This is a genomic window from Desulfovibrio gilichinskyi, from assembly GCF_900177375.1.
GTDB classification, from domain to species: Bacteria; Desulfobacterota; Desulfovibrionia; order Desulfovibrionales; family Desulfovibrionaceae; genus Maridesulfovibrio; species Maridesulfovibrio gilichinskyi.
This window is the reverse complement of the sequence record NZ_FWZU01000004.1, coordinates 116,896-136,665: the sequence shown is the minus strand read 5'-3', so window position 1 is coordinate 136,665 and position 19,770 is coordinate 116,896. Positions and strand designations below refer to the sequence as shown.

Sequence of the window (19,770 nt, the reverse complement as noted above, 5' to 3'; positions counted from 1 at the left end):
ACGCGGATGGGTGCTGAGACTTATACTTTTCAGTTTATAACATTCAAAAACCGCAATCCGTCCCGCAACAAGAACAAGGCAAAAGTGAAAAGTGCCAAACCGAGCACCCGCATAATGATTAAATATGTGCGACTCGAAAGCAAAGCTCTGAACCGCCCTGCAAGGTAAGCGACCGTAATTTTTGCTCCGATGAGAGACACAAAAAATCCTGATAAAAATAGTGACGGAGCTAGCAAGCCAGACTCCGAAGCCCGAACAGCAGTCGGCGCGCCAACAGTTGCCCAGAAAATATAAACATGGGGATTCATATAATTGGCAAGAAGCCCTTTTTTAATTGACCTCGGCTTTATATTCATTTCGGGTATTGCTATTGCGCGCGTTTTAAAACACTCATACCCGAACATAGTGACAACAAACGCGCCCACGATAGAAATAATACCCATTACGGATGGATGGGTTTTCATCCATGACATAGCCAGAAATGATGCGCATAAAATAGGCCCATCAGTAAGAAGCGGCGTAAAAGCGACTTTAGCTCCTTCCTTGGTCCCATGAGAAAAAGTCTGGGTCAAAACAAGTGTAAGCAGTGGCCCGGGAGTTAAGCCTGCACCAAGGCCGAGTGCGGCACCGGCAGCCATATATCCGAATGCATCAGAATTCATATTTCTTCTCTAGTGCAACATGTTAATAAATATAATAAATTTTCTTTTTTAAACGAGTTAACGGATATCTCTGCGTGGTATCCTTTAATACTGAATTAAATTTCATAAGTAGCTAGCCTAATTTGAAAAGACAATGCAAGTCTCCCTTGGCAATTCAAAGCGGTTGATTAATGCACTTAACTTTGCAAAAATCTAAGCTTAAGCCAAATGTATATAAAATGAAGCAGCCTTAGAGCTTATAACCTTTCGCCATAAATCACCTTTTCATGGCAACTTAGAAGTTAATATTAATAATTTAAATATATTAAATAAGAGAAATCATATTTTGAATATCCTGTTTATTACCCAGTCAGGGCCGGATCTTCCGAGTGTACGCTTTAGAGTTCTGCCATTTGTGGAACATGCCAGAAAAGAAGGCCATACTGTAGACTGGAAAAGAATACCGAAAGCTTTTCATAAAAGGCTCGCCTTCTTTCTTACCATTCCAAGAAACACCATTGTAATTTTACAAAAAAAAATGCTTACAGGGTTTCAACTAGCTTTGCTCAAAAACAGACGCTCTGCTCTTGTTTTCGATTTTGACGACGCCCTTTGGACCTCTCATCCAAGTGTTCCGCTCGGACCTAGACGGGACCGGACAGATAAACGCAATGCAATACTGCTTAAAAAAACTTGTTTAAAAGCAGACTTGGTTGTGGCCGGAAATAATTATCTGCGTGATTATATAAAAAGTTTCAATCAGAATATTGAAATAATTCCGACACCTCTTGATACAGATAAATATCTTCCTCCTGAAACAAGGGACAATAATAAAGCCCCCATAATTGGCTGGATGGGGACATCATGCAATCTTTTTTTTCTTCCGGATGTTCTTAAAAGCCTTTCCGCAAACGTTACACCATCAAGAATAAGTATAATTTCAGATAAGCCCTTGCCTAAACATATTGCCGGGTTAGCTCAATTTGAAAAATGGTCAGGCGAAAATGAAGTTAAGCAGCTTCAGAATATGGACATAGGACTTATGCCCCTGACTGATGATGACTATACCAAGGGCAAATGCGGATTTAAGCTCTTACAGTATATGGCTTGCGGAGCGGTCCCACTAGCTTCAAACGTAGGATTCAATACTGAAATAATCGAGCACGGAGTAAACGGATTTCTGATCAACGAACATGACGAATGGGCAAAGTACGTAGAGCTACTTTCTAATGACTCTGATTTAAGACATAGCATGGCTAAAAAAGCACGCGAAACAGTCGTTGAAAAATTCAGCTTAGATCCTCTTGCCAAAAAACTCTGGGCCAGACTTGAAAAAATAAGCTGATCAAATTTAACACATTAATATATCACTATATTTTAAAATAAAAATTTTATTCTAAAATACGGCTAAATTTCTACTGGAATCAACCGATACTTAAAGTAAGGACTGCGATGACACATATAACGACAACTTAAGAAATAATAATGGATCTTGGAGTCAATATGCCTTTCCATGATAAAAACAATGAACTTATGACTATTTCATGCGGCCTTACATCTGAAATAAATGAGCCGGAAATGGTAGATGAAGAATTGCTTGAGCGGAAAAAGATGCTCTTAAGTCTTAAAGAACAAATTCGGGCAGGAACGTACAAGCCTACTATCGGTGAAATTGCTATCCATCTTGTAAGAGGCAGATATGGAGCTGAGTGCTTTAAAATTTAACGTTAAGTTAATCATCTAAGCTCCTTTTGCTTCTAAATTCTCATTGCTATAGCTTTTTAAGCAACTAATTACCCCTTTCGTTACGCAAAGCTTTACCTTCTCCACACATAGATTTAGACTATCGCCTTCTCAAACCGGAGGTATAATGCTTGTTGTAACCAATGTGGACGATCTGGGATTACACCCCGCAGTGCGCAGAGCTGTAGATTTACTGGCTAAAGCTGGAGTCGTAACGTCATCAACGTTGCTGGCCAACGGCCCTGACCTCTCTGAATCTGTATTGCTTCAAGATACACACCCCTCGCTTGGACTGGGTGCGCATCTTAATTTGCTACGCGGAAAACCGATTTCCAACCCAGACCATATACCGTCTCTTGTTGATGATGACGGATTACTGTTCGGCAATTACTCGTCGCTTCTCATGCGCTACGCAACAGGGCAAATAAAGCTTTCAGAGGTTGAAGCTGAATGGTCGGCCCAAATAGAATACCTTCTTGATCACAAAGTAAGACTGACACACTTTGACAGCGAAAAACATATACATGCATGGCCCGGACTCTTCGGACTTGCCGGAAAACTCGCCCGTAAGTACGGTGTAGGCTGGATTCGCAAGCCTCTGGAAAAAAACCCTGCCAGCCGTTTAGATAAAGGAATGCTTAGAACTCGCTTTCTACAAATATGCCTTCTCGGAAGCAGATCTTTTGATACACCGCGCACAGCTGATTGCGTATGGGGTATTGCTGACCAAAAAGACAAATTGGACCCGATACTTTTTGAAAAGTATATTAATATATATAGACCTGATGTTATTGAGATTGTATGCCATCCTGGTTATCCAGACGCAGGAGACGGACCGCTGCCTTCTGATTTCGGCCCAATGCGTGTAGAAGCTCAGTGGAAAGAAGAATTCAACTCGCTGTCTCAGAAGGGATGGCTTAAAATATTCGAAAAAATCGGTGCAAAGCCCGTAAACTACGGCCAACTTGATCCCCGAACCGGAGAATTTAAGTAATGCAAGATAAAACAATAAAAGAAATTGAGATCAGTATAGTAACCCCCATGCATAATGAAGAAGGTTGCGTAAGAGAATTCCACAGCAGAATTTCCGCGGCTCTACAAGGCATGGATGCTACATACGAAATTTTACTGGTTAATGACGGTTCAACAGATAGTACCGAAGATATTATCCGTGAACTGTCTGCAAATGACCCTCATCTCAAGGGGATTATGCTTGCCCGCAACAGAGGACAATGCACCGCAATATACGCAGGCATTCAGGAAAGTTGCGGCCGTTACGTTGTTATAATGGATGGAGATCTTCAACATAAACCTGAAGAGATCCCCTCACTTATCCGCGAAATACGCAAAGGATATGATCTGGTCTCAGGTTGCCGCACTAATCGCGGTGAATCCATGATTAAACGCAAGCTACCCAGCAAAATCGCCAACTATCTTATGCGCGCAACCAGCGGCTGTCAGGTTCAAGACATGGGTGGCCTCTCCTGCCTTAAGGGCAAGCTCGCACGCTCCATGACCCTCCGTGAAGGACAGCACAGACTTATTCCCGCTCTTGTTTATTCAATGGGCGGATCTGTATCCGAAGTACCTATTTCCGCGCCTCCGCGTTTTGCAGGCAAGAGCCATTACGGCATCGGCCGCTCAATAGATGTCCTCTTTGACATCGTTATGCTGTGGTTCCAATCTTCTTTTAAACAAAGGCCTATTTACCTTTTTGGACGCATCAGCCTGCTGTTGTTCATGGTTGCCTCGCTCATCATGGTCTGGCTGCTTTATGGCAAAATATTTTTCGGAATCCACATGGGCACACGCCCTCCGTTCATGGGGGCAATTCTGTTGTACCTCAGCTCACTAGGATTTATGTCCACAGGATTCATCCTCGAATCTTTAGCAAATACCTATGAAGCCGTTATGGGGACAAAAACCTACCAGATACGCGAGATTATTTCGCAGGTGATTGCAGATAGTAAAAAGGATTAGGTTAGCCAAGTTTTGCCTATACAGGGTTCCGGCGGCCAGCGGGCTTTGCCCTTTGGAATCCCTGTTAAAAGATATTCATTTTAAAAAGTAAAAGGCTGAGTTTTCTCTTTTAGAAAACCCAGCCTTTTTTATTTTGAAAGATATCAAAAACACCTTCTTCTAACTTTTCAACTGTTGACACAGATCTACGCAACTGCTTATACAACAAATCACATATACTTTATCAAGTATTTTCATCAACATAAGCCCAATAATTCGACAACGAGCCACACGATATGAATAAAAAGAAATACCAAATTTTTATCAGTTCTACCTACAAAGATTTAATAACTGCTCGAAATAAAGCTATGGAAACAATTCTTGGCCTTTATCAATTCCCTATAGGCATGGAAATGTTTAGCGCGGATGATTCAGAGCAATGGGAAGTCATTAAACAAACTATTAATCTTAGTGATTATTATATTATTCTTATCGGACATCGCTATGGAAGCCTAACGCAGGAAGGAATTAGCTATACAGAAAAAGAATATGACTACGCGAAAGAATGCAAGATACCTATTCTCACATTTATCCAAGATAGAAATGTTCCCACCACCACAGATGAAAGAGAACAAGATCCTTCAATGTCCATCAAACTAAATAACTTTATTGACAAAGTTAGTGCTACAAAAATGTGCGACTTCTGGAAAAAACCTGAAGAGTTACCAGGTAAAATAGCTATAGCTCTTGTAAAAGCATTTACAGCAAACCCACAAATTGGATGGACAAGGGTCAAAGGAGAAAAACTGCAAGCAGTATCGAGTGAACTTGCAGAAACAATTTCCGAAAATAGGAAACTAAGGGAAAAAATTGAAGAATTAGAAAAATTACTAGTAACCCAAAAACCTGTTCTTAGTGTCAGCCTTAATTCTAATGACCCGATAGAATTAACTGTTCCAACTCTCCCCTCTCCCTCGAAGTATCCACAACTATTAAGAAGAGATCACATACCTGCTCATCTTACTCCTTATATAACAGACTATGACATTACTTCATACAATAACTCTCTTCCTTCCAAAGAAGAATTCGAAGAATACAACAAAAACACTAGATATTATCATTTAAAAAAAGCTTCTATTGATTTTGATATCTCAATTAAAAACGATGGAAAACTAAAAGCAAAAGATATATTTGTAACAATTGAATTACCTGATTTTGTTGAGGTTCAGGATAAATTCGACAGCTACAAAAATGTTTTACCTAAAAATCCTATTCCTAAATCTCTACTAGAAAAAGCTAAGGAAAAATATATTAAGGATAATAATATAAAACCGAAAACATCTTTCGGCGTCACAGGAGGTCTTGTTGCGCTTGGTTCTATAATAAAACCATACAGTCTCGAGTTCTCCTCAACTTATGATGACATCATCCCACATTTAACAAAATCTCAGAGTATAAATTCTTGGTCTTCTGTAAAAGACAAAACTATTACTATAAACGTAAAAAATTTAATCCATACTAGACAAAAAACTTTTGATGATTTTGTCCTATTACCTTTAAAAGCAGGATCTGGATTTATAAATATTAGTATTATTTGCGAAGAATATGATGAGGCTGAGAACTATACTTTTCCCATTAACGTATCTAAATAGAAATAAAACTAAAAGTTTAAACGGAGGTTACTTAACAGAAGCTATTTTCGGCGGAAATATCAGCAGAACAACTCTGCGGTTGCGCTTTTGATTATCAGGAAGGGCATTTCCTTTTTCATCTTCATTCGGCCACATAGGACTGGTATCCGCCATTCCTAAGACTTTTATTCTTTGCTTATCAAAACCGTTCGCAAGCAAGTATCTGGCAACGGCGCTTGCTCTGGCGGCGGAAAGTTCCCAGTTAGAAGGAAACTGTCTTGATGACATCGGAATATTATCTGAATGACCTTCCACAACTACATCATATGGAGATTTAGCAAGGGCCGGAGCAATCCTGGCAAGTACATTTTCCGCGCGCGTCGTCAGATCAGCTTTACCGAGACCGAAGAAAACATCGCCCTTGAGTATAATAGCTACCGAATCAGATCTGAGCTTGATTTTCAGAGCATCAGCCTCTTTACCGACGAGTCTGGACATCTCCAGCTGCATCTGAAAAAGATTTCTCTGTTCATTGCTGATTGTTCTTCTGGCAACAGGTGCACCTTCTTCCGTTTTAACTTCTACCTCGCCCTTGGGTGGAACTTTAACGCCCATTGCGCTTGCAAGAGAATCGGAAACATTTTCATATTTACTTTCGTCAATGTCAGCGATTGCAATAAGCATTACAAAAAAACACAGCAAAAGCATCATCATATCAGCCAGCGTCAATGCCCAGCCAAGATCCTCTTTATGCTTATTTCTTCTATTCAGTAGGAATTCATCGGACATTGATCTTCCCTGCCACTTTACTTAGAAGCTTTAACTGTCGCCCACTTGCGTGGAGGCAGATAGCCTTTGAGCTTATCCATGACAATGGCTGACGGAGTTTTGTCTTTAATAAAAAGGATACCGTCACGGATTACACGCATAAGAAGAGTAATTTCATCAATCCTGTTTTCAACCTTAATTGCGATAGGCGTAAAAAGCATATTTGCGAACAAGGCTCCGTAGAGAGTTGTAGTAAGAGCTGTAGCCATTGCAGGCCCGATTGAGCCGACATTGCCGCCCATACCCTGCATCATAGCAATAAGACCGATAAGGGTTCCGATAATCCCGAACGCAGGTGAAAGAGTCGCCATTGTTCTATAAATCCCGGCAGCACAATGTTCCTGCTCATTATATTGCTGAATACGGTTATCTAGGATCTCTTTGATCTCTTCCTTAGAGTATCCGTCCACAAGCATCTGCAACCCTTCACGCAAAAATTCATTTTCAATTGATTTAAGGCTTCCTTCCAGATTTTCTTCGCCTTTAGCCGCAACCTGTTTGGAAAGATTAACAATAACATTGATGTAGTTCTCAAGCGGCAGTTCATCGGCTCCCATAGCCATCATGAACACCTTTAACACGCGCATAACTTCGCGCAGCGGGTAACAGATAAAAGTCGCCGCAATGGTTCCGCCGCCTACAATCGCAATGCCGGGAATATTGATAAAGACACCTACAGAATCAGTAGAGGTATAAGTTGCCACAGCCAAAATGGCTATACCGAAAATAATCCCGAATATGGTTGCAATATTCACTATTTACTGCCCCCTTTTATCTCACGTACCATTTCAAAAAGTTCAAAGACAACATCTTCCGCCTCAGCTTCATCCACACTTCCGCGAACTTCATCTTGAACAATCTGAGCTATTTTTCTGGCAAGATTCATTAAAATTTTCTTACGGGCATCATCTTGTGCAATGCTTATTAGCACACCTAACTTATGGTATCCTAAGCGATTGAAAACTTCTTTAAGAGTTCCGTTATCAACAAAAATTATGTCTTCAATATCTTCCAGTTCATCAAGCCCTTTTTTCTTTTTCTTAACCTTGCTGAAATATTCAGGCTCCTTATGAGCGGCCCATTCACTTACTTTACAGCGGTCAAAAAGGAACATTGTTTCTGGAAAATCTTCGTTTGCAATCTTCTTATACAGGATCTTTGGATCGCTATTGAGCATTTCAGCTACTTCATATATGTCGACAACTTGCAGCTCTGATGTTGAAGTGTAAGCCGTTTTTTGCAGTTCTTTGAAAAGGTTGTTGGATACTTCAAGAAAATTTAAGGGATCGACGATCTGAACAAATCTGTCAGGGAAAGCTCTGCCTGTACGGATGTCGCTGATCTCAAGAATTCTCAGGCTCTTAAGCTTGTTAATTACAGCATCAATCTCTCCCTGAGAAACCAGAATTATTCCGCGAATGGTCTTGCAGAGTTTATTATATTCAAGCCCCATATCGTGGTTGCGCTCTTTTTTGGCTTGTTCACGGGGCAGATTCAAATGATTCTGATAGCAGAGATCTAAAATTCTACAAATACTTGTAAAATTGCTGCGGTGTCCCTTAGCTGAAATCATCTCCCCAGTACGGGCAAGACGTTTTACGAAAAGACGGATCATGTACTGGACGGTTTTAGGGCATTGTTCAAGGAGCTTGAAAATGATCTGATCGGTAAGAATAATTAAATCACAGTAATCAGCTGCTTCGGCATTAGCTGAGCGTGTTCCTTTCGAAATAACGCCCATCTCGCCAAAAATCTCGCCTTCGCCAAGCCTTGCAAGAATTATTTTTTCGTTATTGAGGACCTTATAAATATTTACCGCGCCCTTTTTGATCATATAGGCAACGGAGCTTTCCTGTCCTTCTTTAAAAATCTCCTGACCTTTGAAAAAGGATTTAATATTCGGACTACTGGGCCCCATAAACGACTCCCCAAATAACGCCCCGAAGCAGGGGCTGAATAAAGTATTTTGACTAAGATAATTCAGTAAAAATTGGTGAACTCTATTTGACAAACAATTTCATTCTGCCACAATAAGATTTATGTTTTCTAGCTATATGTAGCTTAGTTTATTATAAAGAACAATATGGTTACAATTAACGCACAATGAAACGAGATAAGCCAATTTCTAAAGCAACCTTCCCTGCAATTTTCATCAGTTTTCTAAGGCTAGGAATGACCGCATTCGGTGGTCCGGCGATGATCCCGTACATCCGCAATGAAGTTGTGGACAAAAAAAAATGGGTATCCGAAGAAGACTTCTCCGCCGGAACAGCTTTGGCACAGCTGGTACCCGGAGCAACGGCTATGCAGGTTACAGCGTGGGCCGGGCTGAACACAAGAGGTCTTGCCGGATCTTTCGTCGCATACGTAGGGTTCGGACTACCTGCTTTTATTATGATTTGCGCACTGTCAGCAGTGTACATATCTCTTGGTAATATTCCGGCTATTGAAGCAATGTTTGGCGGATTAAAAGCCGTTGTTACAGCTCTTATCGCGCACGCTGCCATCAATTTTTCACTACGCTACCTCAGCAGAAATTCAGCAAAGTTTATGGCCTTTGCGGTCGGATGCTGGCTTGCTTTCAATGGTAATCCTATTATAATTCTAGTCGTAATGTGTGCTTTATCCGCTCTTATTTTTACCGACATAACAGGGCTGAATCCAAAAGAACATTCACAAGTAAAATACGGGGTAAAAGGACCGTTATTTCTCATTGCAGGAGCCATTCTAATCCTTACAGTATTGTTCCTTACAGGAAGCAGATTTTTCCACCTAGCCTTCACCATGGCCAAGGTCGATCTTTTTGCCTTCGGAGGCGGGTATGTATCCCTTCCGATAATGCTCCACGAAGTTGTAAACAACTACCACTGGATGACACAGTCCGTATTCATGGACGGAATAGCTCTCGGACAGATTACTCCAGGCCCCGTTGTCATGACCTCCGCCTTTATCGGCTACATGCTAGATGGGGTTCTCGGAGCGGCTGTTGCCACAATTTCTGTTTTTGCACCGTCATTTATTATGATCAATCTTGTCGCGCCTTTTTACGACAGACTTCGCTCCAGTGCTATCCTGCAAAGAGCTTTATACGGCAGTTTAATCTCATTAGTCGGACTAATGGCCGCCATGACAGGACAGTTTCTTCTGACCGTAAAGCCGGAACCAGGAGATATCCTTATACTCATTACGTCTTTTATATTATTAAGACGGGGAACGAACATAGTTATTGTCGTACCTTGCTGTGCCCTATTGTCACTTCTTTTCAGTACTCTTTTTTAACGATAAGGAGCTGCAATCGTTATGGAATGGAATTTACTTTTCTGGCATTTTGCTGTTGTTTGCGGTTTTTTACTTGCCGCTATTCTTGTAATGTCCATTCTGCGCAAGCAGAGGACTTCATCCTCCGCATTTGCATGGTTGATGGTTATCTTTTTCGCACCATATATAGGAGTACCGCTCTACCTTGCTTTAGGCGGGCGGAAACTTAAACGCGATGCTCATACCAAAGAGAATATCCACCTTGTCGGTCAGGATACCATTCCACTGGAAGACGCCGACCCCATTGATGCTCTTCTGCGCGAATATGGAATTCCAGGCGCAACATGCGGCAATGAAGTCCGGCTTTGTCAGAACGGGGTGGAAACATATAATGAACTGATCAAACTTATTGATACAGCCGAGCACCAGATTCTCATCACAACTTTTATTCTTTCCCGCGATGAAATAGGAAAGGCTGTTGTTGAAAAACTGGCAAAAAAAGCTGCCAGCGGTGTCACCGTAAGACTGCTGCTCGACGATATAGGCTCGCTCTTTACTTCCAGAAGATTTCTTGCCCCTCTGCTTAAAAATGGAGGCAAGGTCGCCTACTTCATGCCTCTTCTAAGAGCTCCTTTTCATGGACGGACCAATCTGCGTAATCACCGTAAAATAGCAATTGCCGACCAGAAGCTTGTTCTTGCCGGAGGGACGAATATTGCCAAGGAATATATCGGACCCACTCCTTTTGAAGACCGCTGGCTGGATCTTTCCTTTGTTTTGAAAGGACCGGCTGTGCGCCATTATTTAGAAGTCTTTCAGTCCGACTGGGAATTCGCCTCAGGAGAAACAGTTAATATAATTCCTCCTTGCAGAAAAGTTTCTGAAAAAAGCGGCAAAGGGGTTGTGCAAGTTGTTCCTTCCGGACCTGACGTTCCTAAAGATCCTGTCCATGACGCCCTGCTGACTGCGGCCTATACTGCGGAAAAGCGTCTCTGGATTGTTACACCTTACTATGTACCGGACGAGGCTCTTGCTCAGGCCCTTAGACTTGCGGCTCAGCGAGGTGTTGATCTGAGGGTTCTGGTTCCTGAAAAATCAAACCACAGACTTGCAGACCTTGCCCGTGGAACGCACCTGCGCGAACTGGCTGAATGCGGCGGCAAAGTAATTAAATATCCTCACATGGTCCATGCAAAGGTAGTCGTGGTTGATGACAGACTGGGAGTTGTAGGATCGGCAAACATGGATATGCGCAGTCTTTTTCTGAACTACGAAATAGTAATGTTTTCATATTCCAAAGCAGAGATTAAACCTGTGCATGACTGGGTCGAAAGTCTCATGAAAGAAGGCAAGCAGGGAGTTCAAGCGGTCGGTCCGATGCGCGACACAGCAGAGGGAGTGGCAAGGCTGATTGCTCCGCTTCTATAGAAGTGGTTCATTTTTATTACCCCTTGACCACGAACCGAGGCGGCACTACTCTTTACAATTAGACCTTAGTTAAAAGGTAAACAGCTCGCAACGCTTGGAACAAAATCTGTAAGGAATATGAAAAAAACAGTTCTGGTTTTATTTTTTACTGCGCTGACTCTTCTGGGGTTTGCGGCCACATCTTATGCATGGGGCCCCGGAATCCACATGGCAATAGGCAACGCAGTGCTTGCTAGGCCTGAACTCCTTCCTGCCGGAATAGCAAGAATGCTGATCGCGAACTCAGCTGTTTTTTTATACGGGTGCCTGAGTGCTGATATCTTTATAGGCAAAGGAAGCAAAGCCAAGAAAAAACATAGTCATAACTGGCAAACCGGATTTGCTCTTTTAGACTCAGCGAAAGACCCACACCTTACGGCATATGCCCTCGGCTACCTCTCACACCTTGCGGCGGATATTGTTGCTCATAATTATTATGTACCGAATCTTATAAAACAGGCTCCATCCGGCGGCAAGATCAGTCATGTATATATTGAAATGCTGGCAGATGATCAGGCCAACTGGTCATCGCAGCAGGCGGCGAGGCTGTTCAAGCAACCCAATCATGACGCGGATCTCAGTCTGCGTGAATATATGGATTCCAAGAAATTAAGCTTTTTACTGAAAAAGCGGGTCTTCCGGCAAAGCATAGGATTGTTGGAAAAAAAATCCATTAACGCCTCACTCAATTTTTCAAAAAAGGTAGTGCCTGCGTATCAGGCTGAGTACCTTGAGTCCATACTCGACTATTCATATAGGCTTGTAATTAACATGCTCTGCGACCCGCATAATGCGATTGCTCTGAACTTTGATCCCATCGGCAGCGACCACCTTGCACTTGCTAAAGCAGATAAGACGTGGCGAAATTCATTAAAACGCCCGCTTAAATTTGCGCCTAGATTTGAAGTATCTAATATTATTACTGAGCTCCCGAAGTGTGAAGGCGTGGACTGCCTACTTAAAGATCCATCACTCCGGATTCCTCGTCTCTTTTCTTAAACATTTCTATTCATGCCCCTAGCGCACTTACAAATGCGGCCTCCTGCTTACGCAAGAGGCCGTTTCTATTAACTCTTAGTAGCTGAAAAGAGTATTAAATCACTGTTTGCGTTTGGCCACTCCGTATGTTTACGCACCCCTACAAATCCTGCACTACGAAGTAAAGTTTCAAATTCATCTTCAGTCCATGCTTTTGTTGTGCTTCTGTACGTAACATGATCATCTCCATCACCTGTAATCACATGGAACTGCTGGAAAGATGTTGTTTCGTCAGCAAACCATCTGTTTTCAGTTAGGCAAATATGCGGAGATTCAGTAAATAACCCGGCTTCTGCGCTACTCCAAGTGTTAGGACTTTGAGCCATTCTTTCTATTGCATCAAAGCTTTGAACTTCGATTAACAAAGTCCCTCTTAAAGCAAGAGCTTCATATGCTTTTGAGAGAATATGTCTGCAATTTCTTGGAGAAAAGACATTAACCTCACCATAAATCATCATGGCAAGATCATAGTTCGCTCCAAAATCAACCTCTAAGATATCACCCAAAATAAACTCGCACTGTCCTTTGATGGCGTATTCATGCTGAGCATACTGGATAGATGCCGGACTGAAGTCAAAACCGGTATATTGGTGAAGACCAGCAGTAAGTTTACGCGAATAAAGACCAGGGCCGCAGCCTAGATCAAGAATATTCATCGAAGAACAGTTAAGGAAATTGTCGCTGATCCATTTAACTTGTGCGTCTATTACTCCAGTTTTACGGCTGGCAAGTTGATGATTTTGCGAAAGGTGTTCTCTTAAAATCCTTGCACTAAAGACAGGATCATTCCATGGGATTTTGTATGCGGAGTTCCAAAGAGAAGCTGATGAGACGGGACTATTAACTAACCTTATTAAATTATTGATCATTATGTACTCCAAGAAAATGCTCGTTTTTTAAATACACAAATAACTGCACCAGAATCTTAAAATTCGATGCATTACATTCGTGCTTCTGCACGCTATAACACTCAGGTGATCACCTAAAATGTAATCATTGGATCTTCGTACTAAGCGCATAGAGACAAATTACGATTTAACTTATAGCGAATTAGGAATACATGCGCTTTATTTATAAAAACATATCAGCACAGTCAACTTCCTAAAAACACAATGTATTACCTAGTTATACCCGACGGACTGAATCCTTCGAAACTTGCGCGTTTCTTCATTTTCAAAAGGCAAATTTAGCAAATAAGATTTTTTTGACCCTTTAATATTTTTTTATTTACCTATGACCTAAAAAAACAGACCATTATTAAGAATAAAATTCTAATGTTTTAAATAAAACAATTCTAAAATTCTTGTTTATTCTCATACCTACAAATTTTATTCCTGAAACCCGATTAATTTTTGCCATTCTTATTTACAACTGACAAGCAATGTATAATCAATGTAACTTTTTAAAATTTAATGCAACTATTAGAATTACTGCATCAGATATACATCAGTACTGCATCAGATATATCTTCATTGTACTAAAACAATATAAACAGCGTATGATTGACCAATCACTCAAAGATGCCAAATTCGTTTATTGCGAATTACAAAATTGGCAAATAATTATAGCGTAATTTATTAAACTTAATAAAATCAAACTATTAATTCATCATAATTCTTACCATTATTGTTAAACATAAATGTAAGAATCATAGCAACGAGTACTTTAGTCTCTGCAATGATTACAAAATCAATTCCAAAAAAATTGACTAAAAACACTTGTAAAAAACAGGATCTACAATATTAATACTTATATTTTAGCATGTTATATTGTGCAAAATATGCTGAATAAAATTTACTATACTTTTTAAGTTAATACATTGATTGCTGTTGACTTGCATTGAGACCGGACATAGTTGGGACTTGCAAACGAAACAAAACTAACCAGTTTTTTGAGGATATAAAAATGTACACATTAAGAACTATCAAAGCATGGGCAGCTAAGCGTCACGCTCTCAGCGGAAGTAATGTCAACCACAGCCTCCACGCTGTTATAACCCTTGCAACTTTCGGATTATGGCTTCCAGTATGGACAGCATTATGCTTCCGTAGCGGACAGCGTGACCGCGCTCAAATGAGAGGAACTCTTGTTAACCTTCGCGACATCGAAAGACTTAACATTTCCCCTGAGTACAAACGTCAACTTGCTCGCATGTCTTAGCGTTCAGCTAATTTTATATATACTGCACTCCTCACTCACATCAGGCCCCTTGGATCTCACTCTCCAAGGGGCCACCTTTTTTTCAGCATTCTCCTGAAGACATCCTTTGCTTAAAAACTCCTGTTCTGCTATTTTAAGTCAAACAAACGGAGTATTCTTAAATGAAAAAAATTTCCCTTTTTATCCTGCTGATTGCAACACTGATTTGTGGCTGCCAACCCAAAATGAACCTTTTCCCGGACGGCACTGACCCTCTACTGGAAAAAACTATTCAAGGTGACGCTTCAGATAAAGTACTTGTTATATCAATTGACGGAACAATTTCCGACCAGGCAAAGGACAGCCTTTTCGGCGCAAGACCAAGTCTGGTCCAAGAAGTTTCCTCACGGTTGCAACTCGCTGAAAAAGACAAAAACATCAAAGCATTGGTGCTGAAAATCAATTCCCCCGGCGGATCGGTGACAGCCAGTGATGTTCTATACAACGAACTCATGCTGTTTAAGAAAAAGACAGGGGCGAAGATTGTTGTCTCCATGATGGATGTTGCTGCTTCCGGCGGTTACTATGTCAGTCTGCCGGCTGATGAGATCATGGCACATCCTACAACTCTTACCGGTTCAGTCGGTGTTATTTTCATCCGCCCGAAATTTGAAGGGTTGATGGATAAAATCGGAGTTTCAGTTGAAGTATCCAAATCTGGACGCAACAAAGATATGGGAGCCCCTTTCAAACCGGATACCCCTGAGCAGAAAGAAATAATTGATGGAATCATTACCAATTATGCGAACAGATTTAAGTCACTGGTAAAAAAACACCGTTCAATATCTGAAGCAGACCTCAAACAAATCTTCACCGCGCAAGTTTTCAGTGCTGATGATGCAAAAAAAATAGGTCTTGTAGACAGCATAGGCTACATTCCGGACGCTGTTGATAAAGCTTGTGAACTTGCCGGTATTTCTAAGGATGCAAAAGTCATCACGTATAAACGTAAGACTTATCCAAACGACACTTTGTATAATTCGGCATCATCACAGGCAGTTGCTCCTTCACTTATTAATGTAGATGCCGGACATTTTCTGCCGCCCAAGGCCGGCTTTCATTATCTATGGTATCCGGCCGCAGAATAGCACCGCAGGTATCCTTTGCTTTAGTTACAAAAAGATGTATGAACTGCAAGTTTGTCGCCAGACGGGGCAAACACTCTCAGGAGAAATTCACAGTGAACAAAATTAAAATCATACTTGCAGTCTTTACTCTGGTCTCTTTTGTTTTGATCGCAGGATGTACTCAGGAAACTCAAAATAAAATCGGCAGATCTATTCAGAACTGGACCGGTGTTAATGGCGTTCTTGAAGTTTATTCCGGCGGTAAACTTGTCAGAAAGTTTGTAAAAATTGATAAGTTGTCCACAGCAACCGGAACCGATGACAAATTCTATCGCCCTTACCGTTTCGGATACGGTGTTCTTGATGCCAACTTCAACGGCATAAATGATCCTGACGAAAAGAAAGTCTATTTTGAATTCAGTGACTACTCCACTAATTATGTCTTTTATGAACAACCATAAAACAACAAACTCAGCCGGGCCATTTGGCCCGGCATTTTTTTGCTTATGAAAAACTGTATCAGAGCGGCTAAAGCCATAACACTTCAGGAAGGAACGGGATTAGTCGAAGACTTTGCCTGTATCCACAACGGAACCGAGATTCTGGAAACAGGAACATGGTCCTCTATTAAAAAATCTTTTTCCGGTGACGTAACCGATTTAGGGGATGTGATTCTTGTCCCCGCCCTTATCAATGCACATGTTCACCTTGAACTTTCGCACCTTGAAGGGAAAACCTTACAGGGCCAAGGGTTCATGCCCTGGATAATATCACTGCTTAGCAACGCCACCTATGCCATAGATGAAACTGCAATCCGTAATGCTGTTTCATCCATGCTTAAAACCGGAACAGCTTTTTGCGCTGATATCTCTACGCAAAACTGCTCTAAGGTTGCGGAACTTCTGCACGAAGCAGGTATCGGATTCTACGCTTTCTGTGAAGCTATAGGACCGCAGATTCCGAAAGAGGGAGCATCATTCTTTCCTGATAAAACATACCCTCTCGGCCGCTTGTCAGGTGCGGGACATGCTCCTTACTCTACTCATGCTGACATGCTCCGCGCTATTAAAAAAGCGGATTCAGCGGCAAACCGTCCCTACTCTATTCATTTGGCTGAAAACGAAGAAGAGGACGAAATAGTAGCAAAAGGAACAGGTGCGTTCGCCCAGATGCTAAGCGGAGCAGGATTGCTGGCAGATTGCGGCAAGAAAGGGTTCTCCCCTGTGGAATACGCTCTTTCACTTGGAATACTTGACGACTCCACACTGGCGATTCATTGCGTAAGAGTTTCAGATAATGATATAAACATATTAGCAGAAACGAAAACCAACGTTTGCCTGTGTCCGCGAAGCAATGAATTCATCGGCGAAGGTCGCGCTCCGTGGGAAAAAATCATCAGCTCCGGTATCAACACCTGTTTAGGCACTGACAGCATAGCATCCAACCATGACCTGAATATGTGGAACGAACTGGAATATCTCTTAAAAAATATCAAAATTCCCCTTACAACCCAGCAGGCTTTGTCTCTGGTTACCAAAAACGGTGCTAAAGCATTGATGGTAGAGAATTTATACGGATCAATTGAAGTTGGAAAAAGACCGGTCTTTGCGACTGTTCCAAGCCATCTTGAAGATCTTTTATTCCTATAACTCCGTTATATACGGCAAACCGCTAATCTCGCCTCAAAAACAGGCGCAAGCAGAGGACAGCTTATGGAGTGGCGACACAAAGACTTACTGGATATTACACAGCTCTCGAAAGAGGACGTGGCTCATATTTTTGAAACAGCCACCTACTTTCGGGAGATTAACTCCCGTCCGGTAAAAAAAGTACCGACATTAAAAGGCCATAGCGTGGTCCTTTTTTTTGCCGAGCCAAGCACCAGAACTAAAACTTCTTTTGATATGGCGGGGAAAAGACTTTCCTGCGACACATTCTCTCTTGCTAAAAGCTCAAGCAGCTTAACCAAAGGGGAAACACTTAAAGACACCGGCCTTACTCTTGAAGCCATGAACATTGACGGAGTTGTTATCCGCCACTGGGCCAGCGGGGCAGCCGCCTTCCTTGCCGAAAGGCTTGATTGCAGCGTTATCAACGCCGGAGACGGCAGACACGCCCACCCGACTCAGGCTCTGCTGGACGGATTCACACTCTATCAGGAATGGGGATCACTCGAGGGCAAAACGGTGCTCATTCTGGGCGATATAGCTCACAGTAGAGTTGCAAGGTCAAACGTAATAATGCTTACCATGATGGGTGCGAAAGTCAGATTTTGCGCACCTAGAACTCTTCTCCCGCCAAATATCAAAAGCTGGCCTGTTGAAGTTTTTTCTGACGTAAACGCGGCGTCCAAAGGTGTCGACGCTATCATGTGTCTGCGACTGCAACTCGAAAGACAAAAAGCCGGACTCCTTCCAGATTTGAGGGAATATTCACGCTATTTCGGACTGGGTCAACGGCAGATGGAACTGGCTTCACCGGATGTTAAAATACTGCACCCCGGCCCGATAAACCGCGGTGTTGAAATAGATTCAGCAATTGCTGACTCAGCCGCCAGCCTTGTGCTAGATCAGGTGGCAAGCGGCGTAGCTGTGCGTATGGCACTTCTTTATCTCTATCTCACCCGCAAGAAATAATAAGGAAAATTGACTATGACCAATCCTGAACTGGTTATCCGCAAAGCGGTATGGAAAGGTGAAGAGGTCGATCTCCTCGTAGCAGACGGAAAGGTACTCGATATAATCCCTTCATCAGACTCTATGTACGAAGGAGCCGAGGTTGTCGCTGCCAGAGGATATCTGCTGATGCCGAGTCTTACTGATGTTCATACGCATCTGAGAGATCCCGGCTTTGAATATAAAGAAGACATTGCATCCGGCCTTAAAGCAGCCGCGCACGGCGGTTTTTCAAACATTATGTGCATGGCCAACACCAGCCCGGTAAATGATAATGCGGTAGTCACTTCTGAAATGATACGAAAAGCCCGCGCGACATTTCCAAACGGACCGCGTCTTTTCCCTATCGGAGCGTTGACCAAAGGGCTTGAAGGTGAAGAGCTGACTTCTATGCACGATCTTGCCTCGGCTGGATGCGTTGCTTTTTCAAATGACGGTGTACCTGTTAAAAACACTGAGCTTTTCCGCAGAGCATTAGAATATGCTTCAGATACCGGAAAACCTGTGATTGATCACTGTGAAGATCCATATCTTGAACTTGGTGCAGGAATGAATGAAGGCGCAGTCTCAAGTCTTCTCGGACTTGCCGGACAGCCTGATGTTGCGGAAGCTGCGCAAGTTGCACGGGACCTGCTTTTCGCAGAATATCTCGACATACATATCCATCTTGCACACATTTCGTGCCGTAAATCAGTTGATCTTATCGCATGGGCCAAAAAACGCGGCGTTAAGGTTACGGCTGAAACATGTCCGCACTATCTGCTGCTTACTGAAGAAGCTGTGCACGGCTACGGGACTAATACAAAGGTAAATCCTCCACTGCGCACAGCGGACGACGTTGAAGCCCTTCTACAAGCTATTCGTGAAGGTGTTATCGACATGTTTGCAACGGATCATGCCCCCCATGCAGCGCATGAAAAAGAAGTTGAATTCATGGTCGCGCCATGCGGAATATCAGGAATTGATTCAGCACTGCCACTTACATGGTCACTTGTTGCTGCCGGAAAAATCACATTTGACGATTTTATAAGAATGTGGACCACTGCGCCGTGTAAAACTTTCTCCCTACCGTTGAACCGTTTTAAAAAGGGTGATGTAGCGGACTTCTTCCTCTTTGCTCCTGACGAAGAATGGACTCTTTGTGCTGAAAACATGCACTCAAAAAGCAAAAACACGCCTTTCTTGAGGCAAACCCTGAAAGGACGGGTGATAAGTCATTTCCTTGGCGGCAAAAAAATAGTATGACTCCATGAAACAGCAGAGA

General features: G+C 42.3%; 19 protein-coding genes. 14 read left to right on the top strand and 5 right to left on the bottom strand.

The window, feature by feature from the left end:
• Positions 1-29: 29 nt before the first annotated feature.
• Positions 30-662 carry a LysE family transporter gene (locus B9N78_RS12105; RefSeq protein WP_085102627.1) on the bottom strand — a complete coding sequence of 211 codons (633 nt, stop codon included), beginning with the start codon at positions 660-662 and terminating at the stop codon, positions 30-32.
• 325 nt (positions 663-987) lie between these two features.
• On the opposite strand from B9N78_RS12105, the gene B9N78_RS12100 reads away from it, so the two are divergent.
• The 5 genes from B9N78_RS12100 (at position 988) to B9N78_RS12080 (ending at position 5,995) form a co-directional block, all read left to right on the top strand.
• Complete coding sequence (locus B9N78_RS12100) at positions 988-1,986, top strand: glycosyltransferase family 4 protein (RefSeq protein WP_245805544.1); 999 nt, start codon at positions 988-990, stop codon at positions 1,984-1,986.
• A gap of 158 nt (positions 1,987-2,144) precedes the next feature.
• Positions 2,145-2,366, top strand: a complete 222-nt coding sequence (locus B9N78_RS12095; RefSeq protein ID WP_085102623.1) for a flagellar biosynthesis anti-sigma factor FlgM — start codon at positions 2,145-2,147, stop codon at positions 2,364-2,366.
• A gap of 145 nt (positions 2,367-2,511) precedes the next feature.
• On the top strand, positions 2,512-3,378 hold the full coding sequence (locus B9N78_RS12090) for a ChbG/HpnK family deacetylase (RefSeq protein ID WP_085102621.1): 867 nt from the start codon (positions 2,512-2,514) through the stop codon (positions 3,376-3,378).
• On the top strand, positions 3,378-4,364 hold the full coding sequence (locus tag B9N78_RS12085) for a glycosyltransferase family 2 protein (RefSeq protein WP_085102619.1): 987 nt from the start codon (positions 3,378-3,380) through the stop codon (positions 4,362-4,364). Before B9N78_RS12090 ends, B9N78_RS12085 begins: the two co-directional genes overlap by 1 nt.
• A gap of 275 nt (positions 4,365-4,639) precedes the next feature.
• Complete coding sequence (locus B9N78_RS12080) at positions 4,640-5,995, top strand: DUF4062 domain-containing protein (protein WP_085102617.1); 1,356 nt, start codon at positions 4,640-4,642, stop codon at positions 5,993-5,995.
• A 27-nt stretch (positions 5,996-6,022) separates the two neighbouring features.
• Here B9N78_RS12080 and B9N78_RS12075 read toward each other — a convergent pair whose 3' ends face one another.
• Genes B9N78_RS12075 through B9N78_RS12065 form a run of 3 tightly spaced genes read right to left on the bottom strand, consistent with a single transcriptional unit; the run spans position 6,023 to position 8,720 of the window.
• Positions 6,023-6,763, bottom strand: coding sequence for an OmpA family protein (locus B9N78_RS12075; protein ID WP_085102615.1), 741 nt, complete (start codon positions 6,761-6,763; stop codon positions 6,023-6,025).
• Between the two features lie 17 nt (positions 6,764-6,780).
• Positions 6,781-7,557, bottom strand: coding sequence for a motility protein A (locus B9N78_RS12070; protein WP_085102613.1), 777 nt, complete (start codon positions 7,555-7,557; stop codon positions 6,781-6,783).
• The gene (locus tag B9N78_RS12065; RefSeq protein WP_085102612.1) at positions 7,557-8,720 is read right to left on the bottom strand and encodes a cyclic nucleotide-binding domain-containing protein; all 1,164 of its coding nucleotides are present in this window, start codon (positions 8,718-8,720) and stop codon (positions 7,557-7,559) included. Before B9N78_RS12065 ends, B9N78_RS12070 begins: the two co-directional genes overlap by 1 nt.
• Before the next feature lie 185 nt (positions 8,721-8,905).
• Here B9N78_RS12065 and chrA point away from each other — a divergent pair, with 185 nt between their 5' ends.
• The 3 genes from chrA (at position 8,906) to B9N78_RS12050 (ending at position 12,526) form a co-directional block, all read left to right on the top strand.
• A complete protein-coding gene (gene chrA / locus B9N78_RS12060; protein WP_085102610.1) occupies positions 8,906-10,081 on the top strand; it encodes a chromate efflux transporter in 1,176 nt (391 codons plus the stop codon).
• Positions 10,082-10,102: 21 nt separating this feature from the next.
• Complete coding sequence (locus B9N78_RS12055; RefSeq protein ID WP_085102608.1) at positions 10,103-11,488, top strand: phospholipase D-like domain-containing protein; 1,386 nt, start codon at positions 10,103-10,105, stop codon at positions 11,486-11,488.
• Between the two features lie 117 nt (positions 11,489-11,605).
• On the top strand, positions 11,606-12,526 hold the full coding sequence (locus B9N78_RS12050) for a zinc dependent phospholipase C family protein (RefSeq protein WP_085102606.1): 921 nt from the start codon (positions 11,606-11,608) through the stop codon (positions 12,524-12,526).
• A gap of 68 nt (positions 12,527-12,594) precedes the next feature.
• Here B9N78_RS12050 and B9N78_RS12045 read toward each other — a convergent pair whose 3' ends face one another.
• Positions 12,595-13,434 (bottom strand): class I SAM-dependent methyltransferase, encoded by an 840-nt coding sequence (locus B9N78_RS12045; protein WP_085102604.1) that lies wholly within the window; start codon positions 13,432-13,434, stop codon positions 12,595-12,597.
• A gap of 1,036 nt (positions 13,435-14,470) precedes the next feature.
• On the opposite strand from B9N78_RS12045, the gene B9N78_RS12040 reads away from it, so the two are divergent.
• The 6 genes from B9N78_RS12040 to B9N78_RS12015 all read left to right on the top strand — a co-directional run bounded on the left by B9N78_RS12040 (position 14,471) and on the right by B9N78_RS12015 (position 19,751).
• On the top strand, positions 14,471-14,725 hold the full coding sequence (locus B9N78_RS12040; RefSeq protein WP_085102602.1) for a hypothetical protein: 255 nt from the start codon (positions 14,471-14,473) through the stop codon (positions 14,723-14,725).
• A gap of 161 nt (positions 14,726-14,886) precedes the next feature.
• Complete coding sequence (sppA, locus tag B9N78_RS12035) at positions 14,887-15,852, top strand: signal peptide peptidase SppA (protein WP_085102600.1); 966 nt, start codon at positions 14,887-14,889, stop codon at positions 15,850-15,852.
• A gap of 92 nt (positions 15,853-15,944) precedes the next feature.
• Positions 15,945-16,292: a hypothetical protein gene (locus B9N78_RS12030; RefSeq protein ID WP_085102599.1), complete on the top strand. Its 348-nt coding sequence runs from the start codon at positions 15,945-15,947 to the stop codon at positions 16,290-16,292.
• Positions 16,293-16,337: 45 nt separating this feature from the next.
• Positions 16,338-17,480 carry an amidohydrolase family protein gene (locus B9N78_RS12025; protein WP_085102597.1) on the top strand — a complete coding sequence of 381 codons (1,143 nt, stop codon included), beginning with the start codon at positions 16,338-16,340 and terminating at the stop codon, positions 17,478-17,480.
• Between the two features lie 63 nt (positions 17,481-17,543).
• Positions 17,544-18,467, top strand: coding sequence for an aspartate carbamoyltransferase catalytic subunit (locus B9N78_RS12020; RefSeq protein WP_085102595.1), 924 nt, complete (start codon positions 17,544-17,546; stop codon positions 18,465-18,467).
• Positions 18,468-18,482: 15 nt separating this feature from the next.
• Positions 18,483-19,751, top strand: coding sequence for a dihydroorotase (locus B9N78_RS12015; RefSeq protein ID WP_085102594.1), 1,269 nt, complete (start codon positions 18,483-18,485; stop codon positions 19,749-19,751).
• The last annotated feature ends 19 nt before the right edge of the window (positions 19,752-19,770 follow it).

Coding starts and splice junctions, on each gene's coding strand:
- B9N78_RS12090 (WP_085102621.1), top strand. CDS start 2,512: ATGCTTGTTGTAACCAATGTGGACGATCTGGGATTACACCCCGCAGTG.
- B9N78_RS12080 (WP_085102617.1), top strand. CDS start 4,640: ATGAATAAAAAGAAATACCAAATTTTTATCAGTTCTACCTACAAAGAT.
- chrA (WP_085102610.1), top strand. CDS start 8,906: ATGAAACGAGATAAGCCAATTTCTAAAGCAACCTTCCCTGCAATTTTC.
- B9N78_RS12055 (WP_085102608.1), top strand. CDS start 10,103: ATGGAATGGAATTTACTTTTCTGGCATTTTGCTGTTGTTTGCGGTTTT.
- B9N78_RS12025 (WP_085102597.1), top strand. CDS start 16,338: ATGAAAAACTGTATCAGAGCGGCTAAAGCCATAACACTTCAGGAAGGA.
- B9N78_RS12015 (WP_085102594.1), top strand. CDS start 18,483: ATGACCAATCCTGAACTGGTTATCCGCAAAGCGGTATGGAAAGGTGAA.
- B9N78_RS12075 (WP_085102615.1), bottom strand. CDS start 6,763: ATGTCCGATGAATTCCTACTGAATAGAAGAAATAAGCATAAAGAGGAT.
- B9N78_RS12065 (WP_085102612.1), bottom strand. CDS start 8,720: ATGGGGCCCAGTAGTCCGAATATTAAATCCTTTTTCAAAGGTCAGGAG.
- B9N78_RS12020 (WP_085102595.1), top strand. CDS start 17,544: ATGGAGTGGCGACACAAAGACTTACTGGATATTACACAGCTCTCGAAA.
- B9N78_RS12095 (WP_085102623.1), top strand. CDS start 2,145: ATGCCTTTCCATGATAAAAACAATGAACTTATGACTATTTCATGCGGC.
- B9N78_RS12040 (WP_085102602.1), top strand. CDS start 14,471: ATGTACACATTAAGAACTATCAAAGCATGGGCAGCTAAGCGTCACGCT.
- sppA (WP_085102600.1), top strand. CDS start 14,887: ATGAAAAAAATTTCCCTTTTTATCCTGCTGATTGCAACACTGATTTGT.
- B9N78_RS12050 (WP_085102606.1), top strand. CDS start 11,606: ATGAAAAAAACAGTTCTGGTTTTATTTTTTACTGCGCTGACTCTTCTG.
- B9N78_RS12045 (WP_085102604.1), bottom strand. CDS start 13,434: ATGATCAATAATTTAATAAGGTTAGTTAATAGTCCCGTCTCATCAGCT.
- B9N78_RS12085 (WP_085102619.1), top strand. CDS start 3,378: ATGCAAGATAAAACAATAAAAGAAATTGAGATCAGTATAGTAACCCCC.
- B9N78_RS12105 (WP_085102627.1), bottom strand. CDS start 662: ATGAATTCTGATGCATTCGGATATATGGCTGCCGGTGCCGCACTCGGC.